This is a genomic window from Shewanella ulleungensis, assembly GCF_014648315.1.
GTDB classification, from domain to species: Bacteria; Pseudomonadota; Gammaproteobacteria; order Enterobacterales; family Shewanellaceae; genus Shewanella; species Shewanella ulleungensis.
The window spans coordinates 269,704-296,527 of the sequence record NZ_BMQW01000001.1; the positions used below are offsets into that span (position 1 = coordinate 269,704).

The 26,824-nt window shown below is 41.3% G+C and carries 23 protein-coding genes; 14 read left to right on the forward strand and 9 right to left on the reverse strand.

The features are described from left to right. The first annotated feature begins 29 nt into the window (after positions 1–29). The 8 genes from thiC (at position 30) to IEY40_RS01220 (ending at position 8,524) form a co-directional block, all read left to right on the forward strand. Complete coding sequence (thiC, locus tag IEY40_RS01185; protein WP_188952558.1) at positions 30–2,000, forward strand: phosphomethylpyrimidine synthase ThiC; 1,971 nt, start codon at positions 30–32, stop codon at positions 1,998–2,000. Beyond that, a complete protein-coding gene (thiE, locus tag IEY40_RS01190) occupies positions 1,997–3,697 on the forward strand; it encodes a thiamine phosphate synthase (RefSeq protein WP_188952560.1) in 1,701 nt (566 codons plus the stop codon). Before thiC ends, thiE begins: the two co-directional genes overlap by 4 nt. After that, positions 3,694–4,497, forward strand: coding sequence for a HesA/MoeB/ThiF family protein (locus tag IEY40_RS01195; protein WP_188952562.1), 804 nt, complete (start codon positions 3,694–3,696; stop codon positions 4,495–4,497). The genes thiE and IEY40_RS01195 overlap by 4 nt, the downstream gene beginning before the upstream one ends. After that, entirely contained in the window at positions 4,487–4,714 is a 228-nt protein-coding gene (gene thiS / locus IEY40_RS01200; protein ID WP_188952564.1) for a sulfur carrier protein ThiS, read from the forward strand. Before IEY40_RS01195 ends, thiS begins: the two co-directional genes overlap by 11 nt. A 2-nt stretch (positions 4,715–4,716) precedes the next feature. After that, positions 4,717–5,487, forward strand: a complete 771-nt coding sequence (locus tag IEY40_RS01205; RefSeq protein WP_188952566.1) for a thiazole synthase — start codon at positions 4,717–4,719, stop codon at positions 5,485–5,487. Beyond that, a complete protein-coding gene (gene thiH, locus IEY40_RS01210; protein WP_188952569.1) occupies positions 5,484–6,602 on the forward strand; it encodes a 2-iminoacetate synthase ThiH in 1,119 nt (372 codons plus the stop codon). The genes IEY40_RS01205 and thiH overlap by 4 nt, the downstream gene beginning before the upstream one ends. Before the next feature lie 189 nt (positions 6,603–6,791). Beyond that, positions 6,792–7,076: a chemotaxis protein gene (locus IEY40_RS01215; protein WP_160052849.1), complete on the forward strand. Its 285-nt coding sequence runs from the start codon at positions 6,792–6,794 to the stop codon at positions 7,074–7,076. 2 nt (positions 7,077–7,078) lie between these two features. Next, on the forward strand, positions 7,079–8,524 hold the full coding sequence (locus IEY40_RS01220) for a putative metalloprotease CJM1_0395 family protein (protein ID WP_188952571.1): 1,446 nt from the start codon (positions 7,079–7,081) through the stop codon (positions 8,522–8,524). Positions 8,525–8,781: 257 nt separating this feature from the next. Here IEY40_RS01220 and IEY40_RS01225 read toward each other — a convergent pair whose 3' ends face one another. From IEY40_RS01225 to cmoA, 8 genes are all read right to left on the reverse strand, one after another. Beyond that, on the reverse strand, positions 8,782–9,678 hold the full coding sequence (locus IEY40_RS01225) for a LysR family transcriptional regulator (RefSeq protein WP_188952573.1): 897 nt from the start codon (positions 9,676–9,678) through the stop codon (positions 8,782–8,784). A gap of 134 nt (positions 9,679–9,812) precedes the next feature. Next, positions 9,813–10,943 carry a DUF3541 domain-containing protein gene (locus tag IEY40_RS01230; protein ID WP_188952575.1) on the reverse strand — a complete coding sequence of 377 codons (1,131 nt, stop codon included), beginning with the start codon at positions 10,941–10,943 and terminating at the stop codon, positions 9,813–9,815. Then, positions 10,921–12,723 (reverse strand): hypothetical protein, encoded by a 1,803-nt coding sequence (locus IEY40_RS01235; protein WP_188952576.1) that lies wholly within the window; start codon positions 12,721–12,723, stop codon positions 10,921–10,923. Before IEY40_RS01235 ends, IEY40_RS01230 begins: the two co-directional genes overlap by 23 nt. Then, positions 12,686–13,642: an alpha-L-glutamate ligase-like protein gene (locus tag IEY40_RS01240; RefSeq protein ID WP_188952579.1), complete on the reverse strand. Its 957-nt coding sequence runs from the start codon at positions 13,640–13,642 to the stop codon at positions 12,686–12,688. Before IEY40_RS01240 ends, IEY40_RS01235 begins: the two co-directional genes overlap by 38 nt. Then, positions 13,642–15,150 carry an inactive transglutaminase family protein gene (locus IEY40_RS01245; RefSeq protein ID WP_188952581.1) on the reverse strand — a complete coding sequence of 503 codons (1,509 nt, stop codon included), beginning with the start codon at positions 15,148–15,150 and terminating at the stop codon, positions 13,642–13,644. Before IEY40_RS01245 ends, IEY40_RS01240 begins: the two co-directional genes overlap by 1 nt. Positions 15,151–15,158: 8 nt before the next feature. Beyond that, entirely contained in the window at positions 15,159–15,932 is a 774-nt protein-coding gene (locus IEY40_RS01250; RefSeq protein WP_188952583.1) for an ATP-dependent zinc protease family protein, read from the reverse strand. Positions 15,933–15,957: 25 nt separating this feature from the next. Continuing rightward, positions 15,958–16,950 (reverse strand): tRNA 5-methoxyuridine(34)/uridine 5-oxyacetic acid(34) synthase CmoB, encoded by a 993-nt coding sequence (cmoB, locus tag IEY40_RS01255; protein WP_188952585.1) that lies wholly within the window; start codon positions 16,948–16,950, stop codon positions 15,958–15,960. Then, on the reverse strand, positions 16,947–17,678 hold the full coding sequence (gene cmoA, locus IEY40_RS01260; RefSeq protein ID WP_188952587.1) for a carboxy-S-adenosyl-L-methionine synthase CmoA: 732 nt from the start codon (positions 17,676–17,678) through the stop codon (positions 16,947–16,949). The genes cmoB and cmoA overlap by 4 nt, the downstream gene beginning before the upstream one ends. 488 nt (positions 17,679–18,166) lie before the next feature. On the opposite strand from cmoA, the gene IEY40_RS01265 reads away from it, so the two are divergent. From IEY40_RS01265 to ruvB, 6 genes are all read left to right on the forward strand, one after another. Further along, a complete protein-coding gene (locus IEY40_RS01265) occupies positions 18,167–20,992 on the forward strand; it encodes a transporter substrate-binding domain-containing protein (RefSeq protein WP_229776972.1) in 2,826 nt (941 codons plus the stop codon). A gap of 177 nt (positions 20,993–21,169) precedes the next feature. Next, a complete protein-coding gene (aspS, locus tag IEY40_RS01270) occupies positions 21,170–22,945 on the forward strand; it encodes an aspartate--tRNA ligase (protein WP_188952589.1) in 1,776 nt (591 codons plus the stop codon). 110 nt (positions 22,946–23,055) lie between these two features. Continuing rightward, positions 23,056–23,808, forward strand: a complete 753-nt coding sequence (locus IEY40_RS01275) for a YebC/PmpR family DNA-binding transcriptional regulator (protein WP_188952591.1) — start codon at positions 23,056–23,058, stop codon at positions 23,806–23,808. Next, the gene (gene ruvC / locus IEY40_RS01280) at positions 23,805–24,323 is read left to right on the forward strand and encodes a crossover junction endodeoxyribonuclease RuvC (RefSeq protein WP_188952593.1); all 519 of its coding nucleotides are present in this window, start codon (positions 23,805–23,807) and stop codon (positions 24,321–24,323) included. The genes IEY40_RS01275 and ruvC overlap by 4 nt, the downstream gene beginning before the upstream one ends. Beyond that, positions 24,320–24,937, forward strand: coding sequence for a Holliday junction branch migration protein RuvA (gene ruvA / locus IEY40_RS01285; protein ID WP_188952595.1), 618 nt, complete (start codon positions 24,320–24,322; stop codon positions 24,935–24,937). The genes ruvC and ruvA overlap by 4 nt, the downstream gene beginning before the upstream one ends. 33 nt (positions 24,938–24,970) lie before the next feature. After that, the gene (ruvB, locus tag IEY40_RS01290; protein ID WP_188952598.1) at positions 24,971–25,975 is read left to right on the forward strand and encodes a Holliday junction branch migration DNA helicase RuvB; all 1,005 of its coding nucleotides are present in this window, start codon (positions 24,971–24,973) and stop codon (positions 25,973–25,975) included. A 75-nt stretch (positions 25,976–26,050) separates the two neighbouring features. On the opposite strand, the gene gloA is transcribed toward ruvB, so the two are convergent. Beyond that, entirely contained in the window at positions 26,051–26,461 is a 411-nt protein-coding gene (gloA, locus tag IEY40_RS01295; RefSeq protein WP_188952600.1) for a lactoylglutathione lyase, read from the reverse strand. Positions 26,462–26,824 lie beyond the last annotated feature (363 nt).

Below are 26,824 nucleotides of genomic sequence, written 5' to 3' on the forward strand. Positions count from 1 at the left end.
CAACTCTACTCTTATAAATGAGGTTGCTAATGTCAAATTCAAACCGTCGTCAGACACGAGCGAAAGCTCAACAATTTATTGATACTCTAAAACCGTTACAACACCCTAATTCTGAAAAAGTCTATCTCAAAGGTAGTCGATCCGATCTGCTGGTGGCCATGAGGAAAATCCATCAAACTAGCACGCGAATTGGTGGAACTGATCAACATCCTATCACCGAGGAAAACCCCGCAGTAATGGTATATGACTGCGCAGGACCTTATTCAGATCCCAATGCTGATATCGATGTTCGTCGTGGTTTAACTCAATTACGTCGAGCTTGGATTGAAGAGCGCCAAGACACAGAGCAATTAACTCACGCAAGTTCTGGTTTTACTCAGCAACGTTTAGCTGATGATGGTTTAGACCATTTGAGATTTGACGGTCTTAATGCACCACGACGTGCTAACGTCGGTAAACGAGTTACGCAAATGCACTACGCTAGACAAGGTATTATTACTCCCGAAATGGAATACATTGCCATTCGTGAAAATATGGCCCGCGCAGATGTGCATGATACTGTCCTCACACAACAAGCCCCTGGTGAAGCGTTTGGTGCTCAAATTGGCCAACTCATTACGCCAGAGTTTGTTCGAGATGAGGTAGCAAGAGGCCGGGCAATCATTCCGCTCAATATTAACCATCCTGAAGCTGAACCCATGATTATTGGACGTAACTTTTTGGTAAAAGTGAATGCCAATATTGGTAATTCAGCGGTTACTTCATCGATTGAAGAAGAGGTCGAAAAGTTGGTGTGGTCTACACGTTGGGGGGCCGACACTGTAATGGATTTATCCACGGGTCGTTATATTCATGAAACCCGCGAGTGGATCATTCGTAATTCTCCGGTTCCGATTGGTACCGTGCCGATTTATCAAGCGCTTGAGAAGGTAAATGGCGTTGCCGAAGATCTTAATTGGCAAATATTTAGAGATACACTTATAGAGCAAGCTGAACAAGGCGTTGATTATTTTACCATCCATGCCGGCGTGTTATTGCGTTATGTACCGATGACGGCTAAGCGTCTTACAGGCATTGTTTCTCGTGGTGGTTCCATTATGGCAAAGTGGTGCTTAAGTCATCACAAAGAAAGCTTTTTGTATGAACACTTTGAAGATATTTGTCAAATTTGCGCGCAATACGATGTGTCGTTATCCCTTGGTGATGGTATGCGTCCTGGCTGTATTGCCGATGCCAATGATGAAGCACAATTTGCAGAATTAGCAACGCTGGGCGAGTTAGTCAAAATAGCCTGGCAATATGATGTGCAAACTATAATCGAGGGCCCCGGCCATGTGCCGATGCAGTTGATTAAAGTCAATATGGAAAAACAGCTTAGCCTATGCGATGAAGCGCCATTTTACACATTAGGTCCGCAAACTACCGATATAGCGCCAGGTTACGATCATTTCACTTCTGGTATTGGCGCGGCAATGATGGCGTGGTATGGCGTCGCGATGCTGTGTTATGTCACCCCAAAAGAGCATTTAGGTTTGCCAAATAAAGACGATGTAAAGCAAGGGTTAATCGCATACAAAATTGCAGCGCATGCAGCTGATGTTGCCAAAGGACATCCGGGGGCACAGGTTCGTGATAATGCGTTATCTAAGGCGCGGTTTGAGTTTCGATGGGAAGATCAATATAACCTTGGGTTAGACCCTGATACTGCACGTGCATATCACGATGAGTCCTTACCGCAAGAATCTGCAAAAGTGGCTCATTTTTGTTCTATGTGTGGGCCTAAATTTTGTTCGATGAAAATCACCCAAGAAGTACGTGAATACGCCAAATCTCTCGACGATCCTCATATTCATACCGAAGTGCAACCTATTGAACTCACCACTGCAAATGATTATAACGCCATAGCAATGAAGCAAAAGTCGGCAGAATTTAAAGCATCAGGCTCGGCCATCTATCATGAGGTTTCTCTAGCCAAGACTGAAGAAGGGCTTGAGCTATGACAACAAGCATGCACACGCAAGTCGATAAGAAACCTATAGTATGGACCATTGCTGGTTCCGACAGTAGCGGCGGAGCGGGTATACAAGCCGACTTGCTGACAATGAACGATCTTCAATGTCATGGTTGCAGCGTGATTAGCTGTATTACCGCGCAAAATACGGTGAATGTTACTCTAGTTGAGCCAGTATCTGAGCAGATGTTAATTGGGCAGTTAGATGCTTTATGGGCAGATTTAGTGCCAATAGCGATTAAAATTGGCTTATTGGCTAATCAACAACAAGTTGATATTGTCGCAAAATGGTTATCGCGTGTAAGCCGGCTTACCACATTACCTTTTGTGGTACTCGACCCCGTCATGGTGGCCAGCAGTGGCGCGCAGTTTTGTCAACAAACGATAGATTTTAAGCCGTTAGCAGGCTTAATAAGTTTGATTACACCAAATCAACATGAATTGTTTCGTTTATGCCCGAAACTCTTATTGAGTAATGACCAGTCTAGTAACACCGAATTTAGTAATATAGAGTCTGGCAATCCACATTCAAGTAACCAAACTACCTTTACCAACAATGATAATGATGAGCTGGGCATGATCATGGCTGCTAAATGGGTCGCTAACCATTTTAATTGTCATGTGCTTGCTAAAGGCGGCGATGCGCTTTGGCAACAGCAGCAAGCTACTGATGTTTATGTGACACGAAGTGTACTGGGTGCAAGCCACATTTATGATAATCAAGTGTTTAAACTCACCAGCCCAAGAGTTAATACCAACAATAATCATGGAAGTGGTTGTACCTTGTCATCGGCAATCGCGTGTTTTGTCGCTCATCAATTTGTGCTTCATGACGCGATTGTGTTAGCAAAAGCTTATGTCAATAAAGGCTTAAGCGGCAGTTATCCTATTGGCGAAGGACCTGGTGTGTTGACGCGTTCAGGCTGGCCTAATGAGTTAAGTGCTATGCCCACCATTACAAGCATTGAGGGTAATACTGCTTATAGTGGCAACAAAGCCTTTCGCCCTGTAGCGACTCCGTTAGGTGTTTATCCCGTGTTGGACTCGTTACCACAGTTAAACGCTGTCTTAGCCGCAGGGTGTCGTACCGTTCAGTTTAGAGTTAAATGTTCTGAGCATGTAAATGGTTTAACGTTACAGGCACTGGAGCAACAGATTATTGATGCTATTGCCATAGGGCGCGATTTTAACGCGCAATTGTTTATCAATGACCACTGGCAATTGGCGATAAAACACAGTGCATTTGGGGTGCACCTTGGTCAGGAAGATTTAGCCTGTGCAAGTCTAACTGCAATAGCTGATGCCGGTTTAGCCTTAGGTATATCATGCCATAGCTACTTTGAAGCATTGTTAGCACACCAATGTAAACCGTCTTATATCGCATTGGGTCATATTTATCCAACAACTACCAAGAAAATGCCATCAGCACCTCAGGGAGTGGTTAAGTTAACTCAATATGTGAGTTTACTGGGCAAATTTTATCCTACAGTAGCTATTGGCGGCGTTGACGTTGGCCGTCTTGAGCAGCTTGCCAGCAGCAAAGTGGGGGATGTTGCCGTTGTCAGAGCTATCACTCACGCGGACGATCCCGGTGAGGCATATCGTTTATTGCATCAACGGTGGTTGCAATTCACTCGAGGCTGTCAAGCATCACAAGAACCAGGTGTGCTTAAGGAGGCTGTGTGAATACCTTAAGCGCTAAGCAATATATACAGTACTCGCGGACCATGCTACTTAACGACATTGGTGAAGCAGGGCAGTTGGCAATTATAAATAGTCAGGTGGCGATTATAGGGTTAGGTGGACTAGGTCAGTTGGTAGTGCAATATCTTGCTGCAGCAGGCGTTAAGCAGTTTATTTTACTCGACCATGATGTGGTGGCGCTTGATAATTTACCACGGCAATTGTTATACAACGAGGCCGATATTGGCCAATATAAAGTCACTGCTGCCAAACGCACATTGAGGCGTTTGTACTCAGATATCTATTTCGATGCAATTCCAGAAATGTTAACAGAAACAAGCATTTCGGAGCTTAGTGATGAGTTAAGTAAAGACGTATTAATATTTGATTGTACAGATAATTTCGCATCTCGCCATGTTATTAATCAGCATTGTGTGACCCAAGGCTTAACCCTTATTAGCGCGGCCATCAGTGCGTATCACGGGCAATTATTCTGTATCGATTTTGGCGCTAAAATAACGCATGAAAAGCAACATGGTTGTTATCGCTGTTTATACCCTTTAGACATCGAAACTAACCAAACTTGTTCACAACAAGGTGTACTTGGGCCTGCGGTTGGGGTTATGGCCAGTATGCAAGCATTAATCGGTTTGCAGCATATCTGCAACACCTTTACTCAGTACGGCATGTTACTGAGGTTTGATGCGTTAACGCTAGAGTGGCATCAAGCCAAAATGAACCGCGATCAGCAATGTACATTATGCCAACAGCCGCAATTGCAGGAGTACGCACATGGATGCTAATCACCCATCTCAATCAATCCAAGTGGTGTTCAACGGCGCAGCTGAAACGTTAAAGGGTACTGTGACAATATCTGAACTGCTGATATTAAAGCAACTGCCGATTAACGCCATCGCTATCGTGGTCAACGATGAAGTGTTACCACGAAGTCGCTGGAACCATGTTATTTGTCATCAATATGACCGGATTAATGTATTTTCTGCTGTGGCAGGAGGGTAACCATGTTAACGATTTCCGATCATCAATTTACATCACGCTTATTTACTGGAACCGGTAAATTTAGCGATCAAGATATGATGTTAGCTGCAATCAAACAGTCGCAATCACAGTTGGTGACATTAGCGATGAAACGTATTGATTTACATACTAACCACGACAACCTGTTAGCACCATTGCAATCGTTAGGGGTAAAATTGCTGCCTAATACAGCTGGAGCTCGCAATGCAAAAGAAGCCATTTTTGCCGCGCATTTAGCCTATGAAATGCTCGGGACTAAATGGATTAAATTAGAAATCCACCCAGATCACAAATATTTGATGCCTGATCCTATCGAAACATTACTTGCAGCAAAGCAGTTATGCGATGAAGGGTTTGTGGTAATGCCTTATGTTCATGCTGATCCGGTGCTATGCAGACGTCTTGAGGATGTTGGTTGCGCAGCCGTAATGCCATTGGGTAGCCCGATTGGTAGTAATCAAGGGCTAGCAACAGAAACCTTTTTGAAAATCATTATTGAGCAGGCACAAGTACCGGTGATTATTGATGCTGGAATTGGTTCGCCATCACAGGCGTGCCATGCAATGGAGATGGGCGCCGATGCTGTGTTGGTTAACACCGCAATTGCAAGCAGTGCGCAACCTGAAAAAATGGCTCAATGCTTTGCTCAGGCCGTTATTACAGGTAGACAAGCATACGAAGCAGGACTTGGGCCTGTAAATCGTCAAGCTTTAGCAACCAGTCCTCTTACAGGCTTTTTGGGTCAGAGTGTATGAAATCATTTGTTGATGAATTTGAAAAACTGAGTGCAGATGTAATGTCACTGAAACTTTACTCAACAACAGCACAAGATGTAGAGCGTGCACTATTGAACCCTACCGGTAACTTATCAAGCCTAATGGCACTGTTATCGCCTGCCGCAATAGCCTATCTAGAACCCATGGCACAACAATCAGCAGCGTTAACTCGGCAACGCTTTGGTGCTAACCTTGGTTTGTTTTTACCACTGTATGTGTCGAACTTATGTGCAAATGAATGTGATTATTGCGGTTTTAGCATGAGTAACAAAGTTAAACGTAAAACACTTAATCAAGATGAATTAAATCAAGAGATTGCCATTATAAAACAGCGGGGATTTGATTCGGTATTGTTAGTATCTGGTGAGCATGAAACTAAAGTAGGTATCGACTATTTTGAATCGATTTTACCTCATGTTAAGTCCAAATTTAGCCATGTAGCTATCGAAGTACAGCCGCTTGAAACGATGCACTATCAACGTTTAGCTAAACTTGGACTCGATGCGGTCATGGTTTACCAAGAAACTTACCGGCCGCACACTTATGCTAAACATCATACTCGTGGGAAAAAACAAGATTTTAATTATCGCTTAGCTACAGCCGACCGAATTGCTAAGGCGGGTATTGATAAAATTGGTCTAGGAGTGTTACTAGGATTAGATGATTGGCGACTCGATGCATTGTTTATGGGACATCATTTACAATACCTTGAAAAAACATATTGGCGTACTCGATACAGTATTTCACTGCCAAGGCTTCGGCCATGCACTGGCGGCATTACCCCAAAAGTAGAGCTCAATGATGCTGGCTTAGTACAATTGATCTGCGCCTTTAGATTATTTAATCCACAAGTGGAAATTAGTTTGTCGACAAGAGAATTAGCGAGCTTACGCGATAATTTATGGGCGTTAGGGATCACTCATTTAAGTGCAGGAAGCTCAACGCAGCCAGGAGGGTATTTAAACCCTAGCACCCAACTTGATCAATTTGAAATCAGTGATGATCGTTCAGTTGATCAAGTTGTTTCTCGGTTAAAACAACTTGGTTTCAATCCCTTATGGAAAGATTGGGAAATGGCTTGGATAAATCAATAACCATAGCGGTATGTAATGCTTAAAAACTGTACATTTATGGGTGTTTAAGCCATAATAATTCAGGTTAGTTTTACACTTTATTTTGGTATGTTAACTTTTATTTTAGCTTTCTGTTTAATTTATGATTTAAGCTAAAGTTTGTACATAGCAATATATCTTTAGATTACGGTTAATAGCCAGGAGCGTATTATGCAAGTTCAATCAGCGTATGCATCAGGTATGCAGGGATTGCAAAGTGCACAACAAGGTTTAGCGCAAGCAACCACGTCAGTGGCGATACCCGATCAACAAAAACCAGCAGTCCCTACATCAACTCAAGATACTGTCACGTTGAGTTCTCAAGCGGTGGCTCCTAACGATCAGGCTTCTGCATTAATTTCGGCTACTGAATCTGTTAATCAAGGGCAAGCTTCTGTCAAAGTGATTGAAGCTGCATCTGAAACGATTGGTAGTTTGATTGATATTGAAGTGTAAAAATGAACGCGGTAATCAGCCCCGCATCAATTAACGTCGCAACACCTGCGACGCACAAAAGCGGAAGTGGCCACACTTCCGTGATTAGCCATAGCAACAGTACACAAATAAGCTCACATTCGACCTCAAGTCATGTATCCGCTAATGTTCCAACAAGTACTCGGTCATTTCATTCAGTTAATTCATTACAGTCGAGTACTGCACTTTCTAGCCCATCGACTTCAGATACACCACTTTCAATTTCTGCTGCCGCATCAATCCAACCTGTGGCTGGAAGTTATAGCTTAAAAAGTGGTCCTATGAATATTGCTGCGGTATTGCAACAAACGTCTGTATCAAATAATGATTCACCGAAAGCGTCTCCTCAAACAAATGCTCAAACGGCCAATGTTAAGGCCAATGCTATTCAACCACAAACCGTTTATCAGCCTACTAACTCTCAGCAGACGACGCCATTTCAACCTGTAGTCTTTACCGATGTTACTACTGAACAAAGTACGCAAAACCGTTTTATATCCACAGTTGACCGCCAAAATGAAACGCCTGCTAGTGAGCAGCCTACTTTCAGTAATTCAGCCTCGGCAACTGATACAGATGAAACATCTGAGGATGCCGCAGTAGAACAAGCCGTAAATGCACAAGCTCAACAAGATACCGAAGTCGCTAAAGAGCAAATTAATAAACAAATTGAGCAGAAACAACAGCAAATAGAACAAGCTGAAGCGCAGCAGATCTCCGAGTTGAGTAAACGTGATATCGAAGTAAAAACCCACGAACAAGCCCATGCAGCAGTAGGTGGAAGCTTTGCGCAAAGTCCGAGCTACGAATATGAGAAAGGTCCAGATGGCCGTCGTTATGCTGTTGATGGTGAAGTCAGTATTGATGTTGCACCTATCAGTGGTGACCCGCAAGCAACGATAAGTAAAATGCAAAAGGTTTATGCAGCGGCAATGGCGCCAGTACAACCCTCAATGGCCGACATTCGTGTTGCTGCGCAAGCGGTTCAGTATATGAACGAGGCTAAACAAGCCTTGGTTGTAGAGCGCCAACAGTCGGTAATGAGTGTACAAGACAGTGAGCATTTGACTGAACTAGGTAATATCTTTAAGCAGCCGGATAGCAGCGATCCATTAGCCTCCTTTATGCAAAAGGATTCTAATAGTGACGATACACTAAGAGCTCAAACAATAATATCAAGTAGTGAAACCAAACCTATTGAGTCTGCAAATACTGCATCCTTTGATCCGAATGTCACTATTAGTTCAACACTCACCGCCAATGATCGCGAGTCGGGGATTGCTGCGAGTGGAGTTGAATTCCAATCGGTTTCGGCAGGCAATATGAATCAACAAGCTAATTCAGCAAGTCGTTATAATCCATATCAAAATCAACTATCTGAACAGAATACTTCCAATTCGAAGTACCAAGGTTTTGCGTTTTACGTTTAAAATTATCTATTGCTTATATTGACTTATTTTTATCACCTAGCAATTTAAGCAAACAATTCTCAATAACAATTATTAACAAATAATGACGTGAATGGATTTGTGCTGTTAGCCGTTTTACCGCTTATCATTCAATTATCAATAATTATGTCAAACTAACATCTAAAGTAATCATTAAATTCAGGTGATTACGTCTATTCCTGGCACTCGTATATACATAGTTGATTTTAAACGGAACAACAAGATGTGTTATCGCTGAGCTAGTTCATTGGTAATTTATGTTGCTGTAAAATGAGATTTTCAAGTAACTTGGAAGCAGGGCCTTGTTGATCTCTATTTGGGACCACAAGGTTTAATATGGCTTTACGTTGAGTGCTGCCGCGTAATTGTAAGCGAGTCAGTTGTTTATTGACCAGTTCCTGTTTAATCACAAAACTAGGCATCCAACAAAAACCGATATTTTTTGCTAAAATAGATTTCGCTTCGTGAAAGTTAGACACTGTCCATCGCTGCTCGGCTTTTAGCCACCCAATATCATTACTTGATTTTAGTCCTGTATCTTTAATGACTATTTGCAGGTGTTGCGCGAGTTGTTTGTCATCTTCTATGTAATCGAGTTGAGCAAGAGGGTGTTCTGGATGACAGACCAATTCAAATACCGCTTCACATAAAGGTTCAGCAATATGGCCTTTAGGTAATGCTGCACAAATAGCAATGTCTACTTGGTTATTTTGGATCAGTTCCTGGGTTCCGGTGATGACCGAATCGATTATGGTGACTCTTGTGCCGCGACTGTGTGGTAAAAATGCATTCAGTGCTTCGACGAGCGTGTCTATTGGATAGATAATCTCACGAGCAATGGTCAGGTTTGGTTCCCAGCCTTGACCTAAATTGGTCGCGAGTTGTTCTAGTTCTTCAACCGACTGAGTTAAGTGGCGTGAACGTCGAAGCAATACCTCGCCTTGTTCTGTGAGATAAGCTTTACGCCCCTTAACCTCAAGTAAATTAATGCCGAGTTGATGTTGTAACTTTGCCACAGCATGGTTAAGCGAAGATTGGCTTTTATTCAATTGTTCAGCAGCTTGAGCGTAACCGCCAAAATCAACGACCGCTTGAACGATCCGCCATTGTTCTAATGTTGATTTTGCTTGGCTCATTAGTGTATTCCAATTGAATAATAGATTGATTATTTTGGCATATAAAAAAGGCAAATGCAGTGCATTTGCCTTTGATTTATTGCCCTTAACTCTTTAACTCTAAATAGCTAGAAAGCCATTTAGTTAGTAACAAATTAATGAGCATTCGTTAGGCTTGCAGTTGATTTCGGTGTAACAAGCTTAGGAAGATAGCGTTTTGTGCTCGAAATATCGTTTAAATACGGTCCTTTGTGTAAGGTCTCTGGCCAATCTAAAAGCATCATCGCTAGTACGTTTCTATGCTCACCAGAAGATAAAATGGCTTCACCTTTTGGTGATGGGATCATTTTAAACTGCGGATTATAAGCAGCAATAACGTGTTTTTTAACCTTATCAACGACAGGGTGATTACCATTGCCTGTGATTAAGAAACCTATTCCCACTTCAGTAATAATATCTTCGGTAGTATCTTTCAAAATTCGGTCAATATTTTGCTCAAAATAGGTCAAAATCCATTGATATTTTTTTGCATCAACTGGGCGTTGATAATATCCACTATCAGCAAAAATAAAGTGGGTCATGCCGTATATTTTGTTTTTATACTGGCTCTTATCCAATGTCGCGTCTTCACTATCTGGGTAGGCTTTGATGAAGGCATTTTTATAGGCAGAGTAATAGTCGCCTACGCCCATTTGTTTAGCCCAAAAAACATAATTAATTAATTGAGCAGCCCAGGCTTTGATCATTTTTTTGTCTGTTAATGCTGGCGCTAAATCTACATTTTTCAAGGTTTTTATCATTAAATCATGACAAGGTCCTTTGAAACCAAACTCATCAACACGGCTGGCGTAGCGAAGGATAATGTCGCTATAAAACATAAATTCAGGGTAGGGGGCAATAGCTAACTTGCGCGCATCGCCTCGTATACCCGATTTGATTTTTGCCACTTCTTTTTGAGACTCAGCCCGACTAAAACCGGGTTTATCTAAATTACAATTGTAAAAAGCTTGTTGTTCAGCAATGGTAAGCAGGTCAATCAATGAACCATTGGCATACTTATCTTCACCGGTCATACGATATTGACGTATCGCATAGTGTCCTTGCACTCGAGGAGGTAACGAATAAAGATTACTTTCTAAGTTTGTTTTAATACCTTGATAAACTTGATCTGCGCTTAAATTATGCGGGATAGTATCAACCGATTGTTTCGCAAAGGCCACACTACTTAGTAAGCTAGCTGACAATATTAGATACGAGAGTGTTTTACTCTTGCGCAGTTCTAGCATGTTTAAATCTCCAGATAAGTGAATGCGGGTCTATTGGTGGTCCGATAAGTTGTTCAAGTTGATCGTTAAAAGGTAAATATTCCTCATTAACGATCAAAAGATTAAAAATTTCTTGGCTTGAATGTCTGCTTGTACTTTGGTTAATAATCAATTGTGCGACTGCTTGTTGCCATAAAGGAAGATAATAGCTAATTCCTTCATTAGCAATAGCTTGGTAGCTATATATTGCATCTGTTGCGTTCGGCCAAGATTGGCCAAAACTGTCACGAAACGCTGCTGACAACTCAGTGTTGTATGTTAGCCAATTGTTATCATCTAGATTGCCTGAATATTGAAAATAGTTGAGCGTGACTTTAGATCTAAACACTCTCATTTGTCGTTGATATTTCATTACAAGTTGCTCTCTTTGTGAAGAGGAAGCAAATTGTTGTAATTGGGACAGATAATTGCTTAACCATAAAGTTGCAATTGAGTGCTGTTGTTTGTTTTGAGTTTTATGGGCGAGCAAATAAAATTGTCCACCTTGGGCTAAAGACACGATTGCTTGGCTTAGCGAAGCAATGAGTTTTTGTTGTTGTTTTTGCGTAGTTAACGTTGCAGGAAAACTCAGGGCATATTGGCCAAATTGATGACCTATTACTGTTTGCTTGATGAGCTGACTATTAACTGAGAATGTTGATTTTGATTGAGACTGTTGTTGAGATAGCGGGTATGTGTATATCTCGCCTAATAAACGCTGCTGATGCCATATTCTGATAATGTTGATATTATCTTTTTGTTCATTATTAGCGGTGTTTTCTTGCTCTAGAACATCACTTTTTGAGTTTTGTTGAGCAATATATTCACTACGAATGCCTAGTGGCATTAACTGCTCAAATAATTGCGATAAATAGTCGTGGCTCGACACGGGTTCAATTGGTGCAGTTTTTTGAGTGAGAAATAAAGCTTGTGCTATATCCCATGGTGCAATGTCGATTGAATCTGTCTGCGTATCCAAAAATCGATTAAGCATTGATGGTGTAAGTTCATAAGGTTTTAACGCAAGTTCTGCCGCATTTTGATAACCTTGTTCTATTGCTCGTTTCTGTTGTAATTCATGAATATAAGCTATAGCTGCTTGTAATTTGGATTTAGCGCGCAATTGATAAGCAAACCAAGCTTGTTGACGACATTGTGCTTTGGGTTGTTTAAGTAAATATTTAGCAATTTGGATATCAATGTTGGTGCTGACTTGCCGATTATTTTCATCGACTACAGGCTGAGTTTTTAATAAGCATTGATCATCATTGAATTGCATATTTAATTCACGCTCAGATAAGGCTTGATTAACCGTGGCTTGGGCGCTATGCAATTTTGATTTTTCAGTTAGTTTCCACTGTGTTTGTTCGACTCGTTCAAGGCGTTCGGCCAATTGATTATATGGCGCTGATTGATGTTGCAATGAGTCAATAAGTTGAAGAGTTTGGCTGTTAGTGGTTAATACATAAAGCTCATCAGCTAAATGTAATTGGCACCATAACAGTCCTTGTTTGCTTAAAGAGTCTGTCGTAAAAGGGCGGTAGTATTGAATGCGATCATTAATGTTATTCAGTGCGAGTGTTTGTTTTTCGAATTCGACAGCGTTGTGCGCGCTTGATGAGAGAGTATCTTGCTGAAGGTTGCTTAAGTCAGGTTTATATTGAAGGCACTGCTCTACAAACAGTGCCAACGGATTGGCCACAGCATTTGCTGTGGCCAATAAACTAAAACTTAGGATTACTAGAGAAATGCTTTTTAGCATAAGCCACGCGTTCTTCAACTGACATCGCAGGACCTTTCATGGCTTCTACGTGTTTAAGTCGAGGTAAAATTCCTCTACCATTGGCTATTTGAATGGTTAACCCTGGACGGGCGTTCAATTCAAGTAACAATGGTCCTTTATTTTTGTCTAATACCATGTCGGTACCAAGATATCCCAGCTCACACATTTCATAGGCACTAGATGCCGTATGAAGTAAGGTTTCCCAATGTGGCACTGTCATGTTCGACAGTGGAAAGTGGGTATCGGGATGCTTATCAACGGGTAAGTCAAACTGCACTGCATGTAAACTTTTACCCGTAGCGATATCTAATCCGACACCAACAGCACCTTGGTGCAAGTTAGCTTTACCGTCAGATGCCGCCGTCGATAAACGTAGCATCCCCATGACAGGAAAGCCCTTAAACACGATTAAGCGAATGTCAGGTACGCCTTCATAGCTGAAGCCTTCAAATACCGGGTCAAATTCAATTAACCCTTCAACAATCGCTACATCAGGCTTGCCACCCAGTGAAAATAAGCCACTGAGAATATTAGACACATGCCGGTAAATTTCACTGTGAGTGACCTCGTGACCATTTGGCTTGTAATAACAGCCATTGTTCACTTTGGTAATCACCATGATACCTTTACCGCCAGAACCTTTAGCTGGTTTGATAACAAAACCAGTACGGTCACTGACCATGGCTGGAATTTCTTGAATTTTATGTTGTTCGTGAACAACACCAATCAGGTCAGGAACCGCAATGTTATTAGCAAGCGCAAGTTGTTTAGTGATCAATTTATCATCAACGCGTTTGTAGAATTTACGCTGATTATAACGACCAATATAGCTAATATTGCGCCTGTTCATATTCAGTACACCGCTACGGCTCAATTCCCAAGGCCAGGCGTACTTCATTATTTCTCTCCAACCAATGGTTTAAAGCGCTTTAACTCAGTTAGGCGATAACCTGTGTATTGACCCATTACTAATACAAGAGCCAAAATCACTAAGTGGATACCTAAGAAGTTAAATACCCAATGTTGTACTAACTGGTTATCCATAGCTAAGTAGGCTAAGGTTGCGACAAATAAACTGCCACCACCAGAAACGAAAACCTTTTTAGGACCTTCTTCTTCCCACAGAATGGACATACGCTCGATGGTCCATGCAAGAATGATCATCGGGAAGAATGTAATGGTTAATCCTTCGCTTAAGCCTAATTTAAATGAAATCAGTGTGAACAAGCCGATAATGAAAATCACCACAATAATGACCGCGGATATTCGGGATATGAGCAGTAAATTGAGTGTGGACAGATAGGAACGGATCATTAATCCAAATGCCACAATTAATAAGAAACCAATCAAACCAGTGAGCAGTGTAGTTTGAATAAAGGCTAAGGCAATTAACACTGGCATAAAGGTGCCCGATGTTTTAATGCCAACAATAACCCGTAAAAACACAACGACTAAGACACCGATAGGGATCAGTAAAATGCCTTTGAATAGACTTTGCTCTTCTAGAGGTAATTGATACAGCGAGAAGTCCCACGCGTTATCATTCATCATCATGTCTATTGAGGTCGCTAATGCTGAACGTGTGTCTTGCAGCATAGAGAAGTTAACTTGTGAGTTAATACCGCCCATCACATCTAATACTGAATGACCAGAGTATTCCCAAATCACTAGAGTATTGTCACGGCCTTGTTTGTTATTTGGTACATCAAATAACACCCATTCGCCTTTATTGTATACCTGCACATAAGACGTTAATTGCTGACGACGACGTTGATCTTCTAGTTGCAAGCCGTTGACTATACGCGCAGGTACACCTTTAGAGTGCAACATGTGTAAAAACAAATCAGTCGAAGTGTTTGCGGACAATAACAATGCCATGTTCTGGCTTTGTTGTGTGTCATTGATTAAGTTCATCAATTGTTGGGCAAATGACAGATTAGTGGCGCTACGGCCCCACACTTCTTCAGTAATCTGCTCAGCAGCTGACTTTTCAGTTGCTGGCCATAAATAGGCATCAGGTGCCAGCGGCTCTTCGGTGGCTTCAATGCTTAATTTACCCGTAGGGACGAGTGTCACTCGGTAATATAGAGCTTGTGGGCCTGAAGCTTCACGAATTGACCATACGGCGCGACGGTTAGCCACATCGTTAGAAATGGTCAAGCCGTAACCTGGTGATGTTGCGTTTTCAACGAGCACATCAAATGCTGGATCGTTCGGTAACGAGAAGTTGACTTCAGCTGGTTGATTGCTACCAACAAAACTGACTTTAGCGTCAACAGCCCAACTTTGAACCTGTTCGCCAGGTAAGAAAGGCACGTTGTGCTCAATTCCACGGTAAATACTTGTGCTGATGCCGATGATAAATAGCAGCGCAACAAAGATGTAAAACGGTTTACGAGAATGCATTACTGATCCTACTTATTTAACGTGGTTATTTGGTCTTTTGCTTTACCGTGGATATAGATTTGGCCTACATCAACGACTGCAATATCTTTCATAAACTTGCGACCTAGTAATAGTGGATAATCTAGGTGGCTTCGATCGACAAGGTTTAAGTCTGTTTCTGCTGAATATTTACCTATTTTTAAATGCGCATGGATCACTGGACGACGATCATCTTCTGAATCGACGTCTTGTTTAATTCGAACAAATTTTTCGACTTTTGATTCAAAGGTATTGCCTGGTTGGTCAATACCATTAGTCATTACGTCATAACGAGCCCATTGTACGCCGTCACGTTCAAATAATACGATATTTCGTGCATCTAAAGAAGACGACTCTGCACCGGTGTCGATACGGGTAGCAAACTTAGCTTTTACTTCGTCAACATAGACGCTTTCAACTTCACCTAATATAAACTTCTCACCGATTGTGGCTTCAGAGCATTGATCTGGAATGGCAATAGGTCTTGGTAATGGTGGTGCGGGCATAACAACTGTTTTTGGACGTTCAGCCATTGCGGTACTGACTTGTGTTTTTAATTTTCTCATTTCAGCTGAAAGTGCACTTATCTCTACACTTTGTTGTGCGCATTGAGAGTTAATGGCATCGATAACTACCGTCTGTGAGTTAACCAAACTGCTATTCAACTCAGCATTAGTCAGTGGTGGGGTCATTGGTTTTTGAGTTGTGGTACAACCTGATATTAAGGCTGCAGCAACGGATAGAGCAAGTACCTGCTTTAACATGTCAATTCCTGTTGAATAGTAATATTTAAACTAAATCGTGATTCGGTTGATTCTTAGTAGCAATAATGATGGCCCGTTTGGGAGCGGGATAACCTTCAACAGTTAAACTCGCATCATTGGGATCGAGATAATCGACTAATGATTCATTTTTCATCCATTGGGTGCTACGTTGTTCATCTAGCGAGGTAACGTCAATATCCACACAACGGATATCGGTAAACTCACATTTCTTTAACCATAACATTAAGGCCGCAACAGAGGGGATAAACCACACATTGTTCATTTTGCCGTATCTGTTTAAGGGGACAAGAACTGCGTTCTCATCGCCATCAATAACCAGTGTTTCAAGTACTAATTCACCGCCCATTCTTAATTGATCACGAAGTTGTAATAAGTGATCAATCGGTGAACGGCGATGATATAACACGCCCATTGAAAATACCGTATCAAAAGCATCCAGTGGCGGTAATTCTTCAATGCCTAATGGCAAAAGATGGACAGGGTGTTGATTACCGGCCAGACGTTTAATGGCCTCAAATTGGCACAAAAATAGTGGTGAGGGGTCAATACCTACCACCCGTGCCGCGCCTTGTCCCAACATACGCCACATATGATAACCGCTGCCACAACCTACATCTAGCACGGTGCGGTTTTTCAAAGGCGATATATGTCCTTTTACTCTATCCCATTTCCAGTCACTTCGCCATTCTGTATCAATTTCAATACCATGGACAGTAAACGGACCTTTACGCCAAGGTTGAAAAACCGCCAGTAAGTTACTGAGCTTTTCTGTTTGTCCAGGGCTAAGTTGTTCACCAGTGCCTATGGTTACGCTACTAGTAAATTCAATTGCATCTGGTTGTGGGTAATTGAGCTTATTAAGCACTTTTTCCCACTTGGGTAAATTGCCGTGTTTATGGTCGCGCTGCCATTGGCCAAGAATGGATGGCAAATTTTCTAACCAATGCTGCAGGTTAGAATCGGCGATGTCTTTGTAAAATGAGCTAAAACTAATCATTTAATCGCTACCATTGATGCAAAATTAAAGCATTGGAACCATACTGAAAAATGCGAAAAGCCGTTTTTTGTTAATCGGTGTTGATGTACTGTTAGACTGTCAGGGCGCATGACGTTTTCAAGGGCACTGCGTTTTTGACTAATTTCAAGTTCACTGTATCCGTTAGCACGCTTAAAATTTAAATGTTGGCTGTCTAACAAACGGTGAATTTTATCATCTTCAAAATACAATTTTTCTGAAATCACCAAAATGCCACCCGGTAGCATACCGTCATATATACGCTTGATTAGGGCATCTCGATCGCTGATGGGTAAAAATTGTAACGTAAAATTAAGCACCACCATTGACGCATTTTGAATGTCGATATCTCTTATATCGGCGCATAATAAATTAACTTGGGTGTCACTAACATAAGCCGCTAGATTTTCTTTACAGCGATCTATCATCGATTGACTATTATCAACGGCGTAAATTTGGCATTCTCGCCCATCAATTTGTCGACGAATACTTAATGTTGCAGATCCTAAGGAACTTCCCAGATCATAGATATTACTGTTTGGGGTCACAAAGCGATCAGCAAAGTCACCAATAGTATTGATTATTTGTGCGTAACCCGGGACAGAACGACGGATCATGTCATTAAATACACCTGCAACACGCTGATCGAATTGAAAATCTGCTATCTGATCCGCGGCATGAGCGTAAATCGTATCTTGTTGAGAGTTCATGAGCTGTTATGTGGAAAAAATTCAGCCTGTATTTTAGCTAATCATGGTGAATGGCAGCAAGCATCATACTGGTATTTTGTGAGTTTTTTTTCAAATAGTTCATCAGAGTGTTAATACTTTTAGTTTAGGCAGACATATATTGCTGTTAATATGAACAATATTGATTATTAGCCAACAAAACTGCCAACATAGTTGTTTCAAAAAGGCTTGTGTTGAACACTCTGTTGCCTATAAAAGCAACAGCAGGGCATGATAACGCGATAAAACTAGCGCGAACACTTAATAAATAATGGTATTATTTGTTAAGTATTACATAAAAATAACAATCGGATTGTTGCAGTAGTGTTCAAATAAGATAATTGGGTATCTGGCATCGGATCTGGTTTGGTTAATAGGCTACTTTAATGTACTCAGTAACAAAAAAATTTAGCAAGTAACAACAGATAAGCTTGGTTAATCATCAAAACTGAAAGTATTAGGGAAAAAACTTGAAATTGATATCTTGGGTGCTGACATTCATGTTGATGTCGCTGTGCTTACCTGCATTTGCAGTACATACCGATGAAAATACAAAGCAGTATTCTTCTGAGCCGCTATTGATTGTCATGGGAGAAGACACTTATCCTTTTGAGTATCTAGATGAGCACGGGAATGCCGCCGGAATATTAGTTGATATGTGGCGTGAGTGGTCAACAGTGACCAATACCAAAATACGTTTTGTTGCTCGAGACTGGCAATCATCCTTAACACAACTTGAGCAAAAGCATGCCGATGTTCATATTGGTATGTCAGAAACAACAGACCGTCTTAGTGTTTTTGATTTTGCACAACCTCTTACTACGATAAATGCTTACCTTTATATTCATAAGTCCATTAATAGTAAAAAAAGCATTAATGATTTAATTCCATATCAAATTGGTATCGTCAGTGGTTCTTCTCACGAAGCTATGCTTAAAGAGTTGGAACCCAGATTAAGTTTTAAGCACTATAAAAATCGAGAGCAATTATTACAGGCTGCCTCTAATGGTGATTTATTTGTTTTCGCAGGGATTGAAGGTTATCAACGTAATGTGGCATTAGAGCAAGATATTGCCGCTAATTTTTACAGTTCATCGCGGCTCCTCATTAAAAAGATCGGTTTATCACCAGCTGTTAATAAAGGTAATCAAGCACTCATCGACAAAATTAACCAAGGTTTTGAATTGATTTCACCTAAAGTGGTTAAGCAAATTGAGCGTCGCTGGCTTGGATACCATAAACAAACTTCTGGAGTTGTTATCGCCATGCAAAATGGTGTAGAGCCCTTTGCAGACGTTGGTATTGATGGACTACCTGCGGGAATGTTAGTGGACCTATGGAAACTATGGTCTAAAAAAACAGGCATAAATATCGACTTCGTCACAGGCGATATGAATAGTACGATTGACGATGTCAAAACGGGGGTTGCAGATGTGCATATTGGCTACCCAGAAAGTAAAGATATGCGCTCAGGTTTGAAACAAGCGTGGCATATTATTTCAGTCAAAAGCCGTTTTTTCAGTCATAAACAAAATATTGAAAATATTGAACAATCGACAATGAGAATTGGCGTATTTCCTACAGCACCTTATATAGCTCAAGTTAAAAGCGTATTTCCAAATGCGCAATTACGTTTTTACGATACATTAGAACAAATGGTTAAAGCCGTTCATAACGATGAAATTATAGGATTTGTTTCATCAGCTGCTATGACGTCGCACTATTTATTAGCCAATAAGTTATGGGCTGAATTTCATCAATATACGGACATCGAATTTAATACAGACATGTATACGTTAACCCGTATTAATGACAGCGGATTAGCTGACAGAATTAAAGCAGGTTTTAATTTAATTTCTGTTGAAGAACAAATTCAAATTGAACGTAAATGGCTCATTAATCCGGATGACCGTTTTTTTACGGGCAGCGCAAGCAAAATCAAATTAACAACCCAGCAAAAACAGTATATTAGCAGTTTAGGTGCCATTAAAATGGGTTACCTTAAAAATTGGGCTCCAATGGAGTTTCAAGGCAAAAATGGTCAGTTTTTAGGGGTAAATGCTGATATTAAAAATTTGCTGGTTAAGCAACTCAATCTCACCATTATCCCTGTTGCTTATGACGATTTTGGTAAAATGGTGAATGATTTAATTAAGGGCGAAATTCACTTAGTTGCCAGCATGGCGCAAACAGCTTCAAGAGAAAATGCTCTTACATTCTCATCTGCTTATTGGCCATCACCTTGGGCTATTGTGACCTCACTAACTCAACCGCCTATTTTTAATATTTCGCAAGTTGTCGGCAAACGTTTAGCCGTTGTTGATGGTTACCATATTGTTGATCAATTACGCCAGCAATATCCGGGAATAGAGCTTGTTATTGTCGCTGACACGAAAGAAGGTATTAATACGGTGATCAACGGCCGTGCTGACATGTTTGTTGAGCAGGTTGCCACATTAGCAGCAACGCTTAAAGGGGGACAATACCCCAGTTTAAAATTGTCTTTAGTCGCTGAGTTAACCGAACAACATAGCCGCATTGGCTTATTTCCAGGTGTAAAAGAATTAGTACCGTTAATTGATCGCGTTATTGCGACAATCGATGAAAACGAACAACAAAATATGTATCAAAAGTGGGTTGCACTGGATTTAAATAGCGACTCATTACGCTACCAGCGTTGGTTAACAATATTGATTGTTGGTTTTCTTATTTTAGCCTTTATTGCCTTAGCTATTTTAATGTCTAATCGACGATTAAATATCGAAATCGAAAAAAGACTAAAAGCCGAAGACAATCTTAAATTTATGGCCAACCATGACAATGTAACAGGCTTGCCAAATCGCAGTTTACTCGATGATAGACTCGAACAAGCGGTATTGACACATCAACGTGACAAACAACGTTTTGCTTTGTTATTTATTGATTTAGATGGTTTTAAAGCTGTTAACGACCTTTATGGTCATCATCTTGGTGATAAACTGTTACATCGAGTAAGTGGAGTATTGTCCAAGGTGGTTCGCGAGTCTGATACGGTTGCCCGATTTGGTGGAGACGAGTTTGTATTACTGCTCAATAACATCGACAGTAAAGGCAGTGCACGTCAAGTGGCAGATAACATATTGTTAGCTTTAAAAAAGCCAATAATCATAGACGGATTTAGCGTCAATATTTCAGCTAGTATTGGTATCGCGGTATTTGCCGACGACGCAGATACTGCACTCGCTATGCTAAAGACAGCTGATCAATTAATGTATCAAGCTAAAAAAATTGGTGGCCACCAATTTAAAATGAACTAGGGCTAAATATTTTGTTGGTTTTTCAGTCAGTCAAACGTGTTTATGTGCTACAGGTATGGTTAATTCATACAAACTGACTGATACTTCAATGCATAAGTTTGAGTCACGGTATATAATGCCGTTTTTATCGTTTTCGATTTCCAAAAATACCGCTTTGTGGATAAAGGATAGAGTTCAATGCGCAGTCATTATTGTGGAGACATTAATAAGTCTCATCTTGATCAAGAAGTTACTTTAGTCGGTTGGGTTAACCGTAGTCGTGATTTAGGCGGAGTTGTGTTTTTAGACTTACGCGACAGAGAAGGACTCGTTCAGGTTGTTTATGACCCAGATTTAAAAGAAGTCTTCGACGTTGCAAGCACACTACGCAGTGAATTTTGTGTTCAAGTTAAAGGGTTGGTTCGTGCTCGTCCAGACAGCCAAATCAACACACAAATGAAAACCGGCGAAATCGAAATCCTGGGTAAGCAACTGACCATCATTAATGCGTCAGCACCATTGCCGTTGAGCATGGACAATTACCAAAACAATAGCGAAGAACAACGTCTTAAATATCGCTATCTAGATTTACGTCGTCCAGAAATGGCCGAACGGTTAATCTTCCGCGCTAAAGTGACCAGTGCAGTTCGTCGCTTCTTAGATGGTAATGGCTTCCTAGATATCGAAACTCCTATTTTAACCAAAGCAACACCAGAAGGTGCACGCGACTACTTAGTCCCAAGTCGTACTTATAAAGGCCAGTTTTTTGCGTTACCGCAATCGCCGCAGTTATTTAAACAATTATTGATGATGTCGGGTTTTGACCGTTACTATCAAATTGTGAAATGTTTCCGTGATGAAGATTTGCGAGCAGATCGTCAGCCTGAATTTACCCAAATCGATATCGAAACATCATTTATGTCATCTGAGCAAGTGATGGAAAAAACTGAGCAAATGATGCGTGGTTTATTCCAAGACTTACTCAATGTTGATTTAGGTGAGTTTCCACGCATGTCTTACGCTGAAGCCATGAAGCGTTACGGCTCTGATAAGCCAGATTTACGTAACCCGCTTGAGTTAGTCGATATTGCTGACCTAGTCAAAGATGTAGAGTTTGCGGTATTTAACGGCCCAGCTAATGATGTTGAAGGTCGCGTAGCGGCATTGCGCATTCCTACAGGTGCGTCACTGTCTCGTAAGCAAATAGATGATTACACAAAGTTTGCCGGCATTTATGGTGCTAAAGGCTTAGCATGGATGAAGCTTAACGATTTAACTGCAGGTATGGATGGTATTCAGTCTCCAATACTTAAATTCTTATCTGAAGATATTGTTAACAACATTATTAGCCGTACCGGTGCACAAACTGGCGACATCATTTTATTTGGTGCAGATAAATCCAATGTGGTTGCAGAAGCCATGGGTGCACTGCGCTTAAAAGCGGGTGAAGACTTTGATTTACTTAAAGGTCAATGGCGTCCAATGTGGGTTGTCGATTTTCCAATGTTTGAGAAAATTAATGGTGCCTTCCATGCGGTTCACCACCCATTTACGGCACCGCGCGGCATTAGCCCAGCAGAATTAGCCGCCGATCCAGCAGCTGCTATTTCGGATGCATATGACATGGTGTTGAACGGTTGCGAATTAGGCGGTGGTTCTGTTCGTATTCATAATGCCGAAATGCAAAGCACGGTTTTCAGTATTTTAGGTATTGAAGCAGAAGAAGCGAAAGAGAAGTTTGGCTTCTTACTTGAGGCATTACGTTATGGTACTCCGCCACATGCTGGTTTAGCATTTGGTTTAGATCGTATCATTATGCTTATGACTGGCGCGACTTCGATTCGTGACGTGATGGCATTCCCTAAAACAACCACAGCAGCGTGTCCGCTCACTAACGCACCAGGTTTCGCCAATCCTGTTCAGTTAACTGAGTTAGGCATTGCCGTGATTGAAAAGGCAAAAACTGAAGAATAATTTTATTGTTCAGCATCACTCGCTCTTAAAGGGCACCACATACCGAGGCTGCTGCCTCGGTCTGTTTTTTACAAGTATGCTTTTGTACTTGAATGAAAAGGGAGCTTAATATGGCAGGACACAGTAAATGGGCCAACATAAAACACCGTAAAGCAGCGCAAGACGCTAAACGCGGTAAATTATTTACCAAATTCATCCGTGAACTCACTGTAGCCGCAAGAGAAGGTGGTTCAGATCCCGATGCTAATCCAAGATTACGCGCAGCTATCGATAAAGCCTTATCCAATAACATGACGCGCGACACTGTAGAGCGTGCGATTAAACGCGGTGCTGGTGAAGTTGACGGCCAACAACTTGAGACCATTATTTACGAAGGTTATGGTCCAGGTGGAACTGCCGTGATGGTCGAGACTATGACTGATAATCGTAACCGGACAGTCTCAGGGGTGCGGAATGCGTTTAATAAATCGGGTGGTAATTTAGGCACCGATGGTTCAGTTGCGTATTTATTTACTAAATCAGGGGTTATTTCATACGACAATGACACTGATGAAGATACCTTAATGGAGTTAGCGCTAGAAGCTGGAGCCGAGGATGTTGTCACTCATGATGGTGGTGCAATGGATGTATTCACCAGCCCAGAGACGTTTGGTAAAGTAAAAGATGCTCTTGACAGCGGCGAACTTGAGGCCGTTAACGCAGAAGTGACTATGGTTGCTTCAATTAAAGCGGAAATGGATGTCGATACCGCAGAAAAATTTTTACGATTAATTGACACATTAGAAGATCACGATGATGTACAAGAGGTATATCATAATGCTGAAATTTCAGATGACGTCATGGAAGCATTAGATAATCTATGATCATATTAGGGGTCGATCCTGGTTCGCGCATCACAGGTTATGGCGTGATCCAATGCCATGGCAGACAACAGATTTATTTAGGCAGTGGTTGTATCCGCACCTCAGCCGATGATTTACCCCAGCGTTTACAACAGATTTATGCGGGTTTGACTGAAATTATTACCCAATATCAACCTAATGAGTTTGCGATTGAGCGGGTTTTTATGGCTAAAAATGCAGACTCAGCACTGAAACTTGGTCAAGCACGCGGCGCCGCCATTGTTGCTGCAACCTGTGCTAATTTACCGGTTGCCGAATACAGCGCGACACAAATTAAAAGTGCGGTTGTGGGCACCGGTCGAGCACAAAAAACACAAGTACAGCACATGATAAAACAACTGTTAAAATTGCCCGCGGCTCCACAAGCCGACGCAGCAGATGCGTTAGGGGTTGCAGTGTGTCATTTTCATACTTATCAAAGTCTTATTGCTATGGGCGGTAAGGCCAGCAGCAGAACTTACGGAAGATACAAATGATTGGTCGTCTCAGTGGGATATTAGTTGAAAAACAAGCGCCTGAAGTGGTGTTAGATGTGAATGGTGTAGGTTATGAGTTACAAGTGCCCATGACCAGTTTTTATGAATTACCTGAGTTAAACCAACAAGCGATGTTGTTCACTCACTTTGTCGTGCGTGAAGATGCGCAGTTGTTGTATGGTTTTATTACGAAACAAGAACGTGCGTTGTTCCGGTTATTAATTAAAACCAATGGCGTTGGCCCTAAATTGGCCCTAACTATTTTGTCTGGAATGACCGCTTCAGAGTTTGTTTCTTGCGTTGAACGTGATGATATTGTGACTTTAGTTAAGTTACCAGGTGTGGGTAAGAAAACGGCTGAGCGTTTAGTCATTGAAATGCGTGATAAACTCAAAAGCTTACTTGAAGCCTCAGTTGGTTCTGAACGTGAGTTTATGTTGCAAAGCAATTATAAACCAACTCCGGTTGCTGATAGCGCAGAAGAAGATGCTATATCAGCGCTATTGTCATTAGGCTACAAGCCGGCGCAGGCTAGCAAAGCGGTTTCTGCAGCTTATGCAGAAGGCATGAGCTCTGAGACGTTGATTAAAGCAGCATTAAAGTCGATGTTATAACACGTTGAATATTCAGACTAGGGTATCTACATAATGATTGAAGCTGATCGCCTGATCCAACCGCAAGTTCAAGGTCAAGATGAGCAAATTGACCGTGCAATGCGCCCGAAAATGTTGGATGAATACACAGGGCAGGACGATACTCGAGCCCAACTTAAAGTGTTTATTCAAGCGGCAATCAATCGGGGTGAAGCATTAGACCATATGCTAATTTTTGGCCCGCCAGGCTTAGGTAAAACCACGCTCGCGATGATTGTTGCTAATGAAATGGGTGTAAATATCAAGTCGACTTCTGGCCCTGTACTAGAAAAAGCCGGCGATTTAGCGGCATTGTTGACCAACCTTGAACAAGGTGATGTACTATTTATTGATGAAATTCATCGGTTGAGCCCCGTCGTTGAAGAAATTCTTTATCCGGCAATGGAAGATTATCAACTCGACATTATGATTGGTGAAGGTCCTGCAGCACGTTCAATTAAACTCGATTTACCAGCGTTTACATTAGTCGGCGCCACAACAAGAGCTGGTGCCTTAACCTCACCGCTACGGGCGCGTTTTGGTATCCCATTGCGTTTAGAGTTTTATAACGTTAAAGATCTCACAACCATTGTAACGCGTTCTGCTAAAGTGATGGGATTAGAAATTGATCATCAAGGTGCAATCGAAATTGCAACCCGTTCACGCGGCACACCACGTATTGCTAACCGTCTACTGCGCCGTGTTCGTGATTACGCCGAAGTTAAACATGACGGAATAGTGACTCGGGAAGTTGCTGAGTATGCGCTTGATTTACTTGATGTTGATATGCAAGGTTTTGATTATTTGGACCGTAAACTGTTATTAGCGATTATTGATAAGTTTATGGGTGGACCTGTAGGGCTAGATAACGTTGCTGCTGCAATTGGCGAAGACAGAGAAACCATTGAAGATGTGCTCGAACCATTTTTAATTCAGCAAGGTTTTATTCAACGTACGCCAAGAGGCCGAATTGCAACGCAACGTGCGTACGATCATTTTAATATGATAAAGCCTGACTAAAAATATGGTGAACCAAACTAACAAAGCCAGCTAATTGCTGGCTTTGTTATTCATAACGATAAAGTGGGTAATGAATTAACCTAAAGCTGCAGTTGCTGACTTTTTCTGGATTAATTCAATTTTATAGCCGTCTGGATCTTCAACGAAGGCGATTTCAGTTGTACCACCTGCAACAGGACCTGGCGCACGCGTTACTTTACCGCCGGCAGCGGTAATGGCATCACAACGTGCGTAAATATCTTCTTCGCCTATGGCTAAATGACCAAAACCATTGCCTAGGTCGTAATTGTCAACACCCCAGTTATAAGTTAATTCGATAACCGCTTGACCAGTGGTTTCTTCACCAAAACCAACGAAGGCGAGGGTATACTTGTATTCAGCATTTTCAGACTGACGTAATAATTTCATACCCATTACGTCAGTGTAAAACGTGATGCTGCGATCTAAATCGCCAACGCGGATCATAGTGTGAAGTAGTTGCGACATGATGTTCTCTCTTAAATAAAAATAAATCTGACTTTACCAAGCTCAGATGACAATGAAAAGATGAGCGTCTGTTGATCTGTAACAATTTATATTTAACAGACCTCAAAAAGCGCTACTGAATACTCAGTGCTAAATATCATTATTCAACAAAAAAATAGATGATATGAGCAAGTAAGCATTACGAATAAAATTAATACTGCAAAAATTTTTGCATTAGCTCACATTTGTGATGATATTTTTTGGGTTCATAAGCAAAAGGCGTTATTCTTCTTTCATACCTACATGGAGGCAAGACAATGACTACAGAATTAAAAATGGCCTTAGGCACTACTGTTGTAATCGCAATTTGTTTCAGCGCATTTT

Excerpts from the sequence above, each read along its gene's own strand:
- IEY40_RS01225 (WP_188952573.1), bottom strand. The coding sequence starts at position 9,678 with ATGAGCCAAGCAAAATCAACATTAGAACAATGGCGGATCGTTCAAGCG.
- thiH (WP_188952569.1), top strand. The coding sequence starts at position 5,484 with ATGAAATCATTTGTTGATGAATTTGAAAAACTGAGTGCAGATGTAATG.
- IEY40_RS01220 (WP_188952571.1), top strand. The coding sequence starts at position 7,079 with ATGAACGCGGTAATCAGCCCCGCATCAATTAACGTCGCAACACCTGCG.
- IEY40_RS01245 (WP_188952581.1), bottom strand. The coding sequence starts at position 15,150 with ATGCATTCTCGTAAACCGTTTTACATCTTTGTTGCGCTGCTATTTATC.
- IEY40_RS01235 (WP_188952576.1), bottom strand. The coding sequence starts at position 12,723 with ATGCTAAAAAGCATTTCTCTAGTAATCCTAAGTTTTAGTTTATTGGCC.
- thiC (WP_188952558.1), top strand. The coding sequence starts at position 30 with ATGTCAAATTCAAACCGTCGTCAGACACGAGCGAAAGCTCAACAATTT.
- ruvB (WP_188952598.1), top strand. The coding sequence starts at position 24,971 with ATGATTGAAGCTGATCGCCTGATCCAACCGCAAGTTCAAGGTCAAGAT.
- thiS (WP_188952564.1), top strand. The coding sequence starts at position 4,487 with ATGGATGCTAATCACCCATCTCAATCAATCCAAGTGGTGTTCAACGGC.
- IEY40_RS01230 (WP_188952575.1), bottom strand. The coding sequence starts at position 10,943 with ATGCTAGAACTGCGCAAGAGTAAAACACTCTCGTATCTAATATTGTCA.
- cmoA (WP_188952587.1), bottom strand. The coding sequence starts at position 17,678 with ATGAACTCTCAACAAGATACGATTTACGCTCATGCCGCGGATCAGATA.
- ruvC (WP_188952593.1), top strand. The coding sequence starts at position 23,805 with ATGATCATATTAGGGGTCGATCCTGGTTCGCGCATCACAGGTTATGGC.
- cmoB (WP_188952585.1), bottom strand. The coding sequence starts at position 16,950 with ATGATTAGTTTTAGCTCATTTTACAAAGACATCGCCGATTCTAACCTG.
- IEY40_RS01215 (WP_160052849.1), top strand. The coding sequence starts at position 6,792 with ATGCAAGTTCAATCAGCGTATGCATCAGGTATGCAGGGATTGCAAAGT.
- gloA (WP_188952600.1), bottom strand. The coding sequence starts at position 26,461 with ATGTCGCAACTACTTCACACTATGATCCGCGTTGGCGATTTAGATCGC.
- IEY40_RS01250 (WP_188952583.1), bottom strand. The coding sequence starts at position 15,932 with ATGTTAAAGCAGGTACTTGCTCTATCCGTTGCTGCAGCCTTAATATCA.
- ruvA (WP_188952595.1), top strand. The coding sequence starts at position 24,320 with ATGATTGGTCGTCTCAGTGGGATATTAGTTGAAAAACAAGCGCCTGAA.
- IEY40_RS01205 (WP_188952566.1), top strand. The coding sequence starts at position 4,717 with ATGTTAACGATTTCCGATCATCAATTTACATCACGCTTATTTACTGGA.
- aspS (WP_188952589.1), top strand. The coding sequence starts at position 21,170 with ATGCGCAGTCATTATTGTGGAGACATTAATAAGTCTCATCTTGATCAA.
- IEY40_RS01275 (WP_188952591.1), top strand. The coding sequence starts at position 23,056 with ATGGCAGGACACAGTAAATGGGCCAACATAAAACACCGTAAAGCAGCG.
- thiE (WP_188952560.1), top strand. The coding sequence starts at position 1,997 with ATGACAACAAGCATGCACACGCAAGTCGATAAGAAACCTATAGTATGG.
- IEY40_RS01240 (WP_188952579.1), bottom strand. The coding sequence starts at position 13,642 with ATGAAGTACGCCTGGCCTTGGGAATTGAGCCGTAGCGGTGTACTGAAT.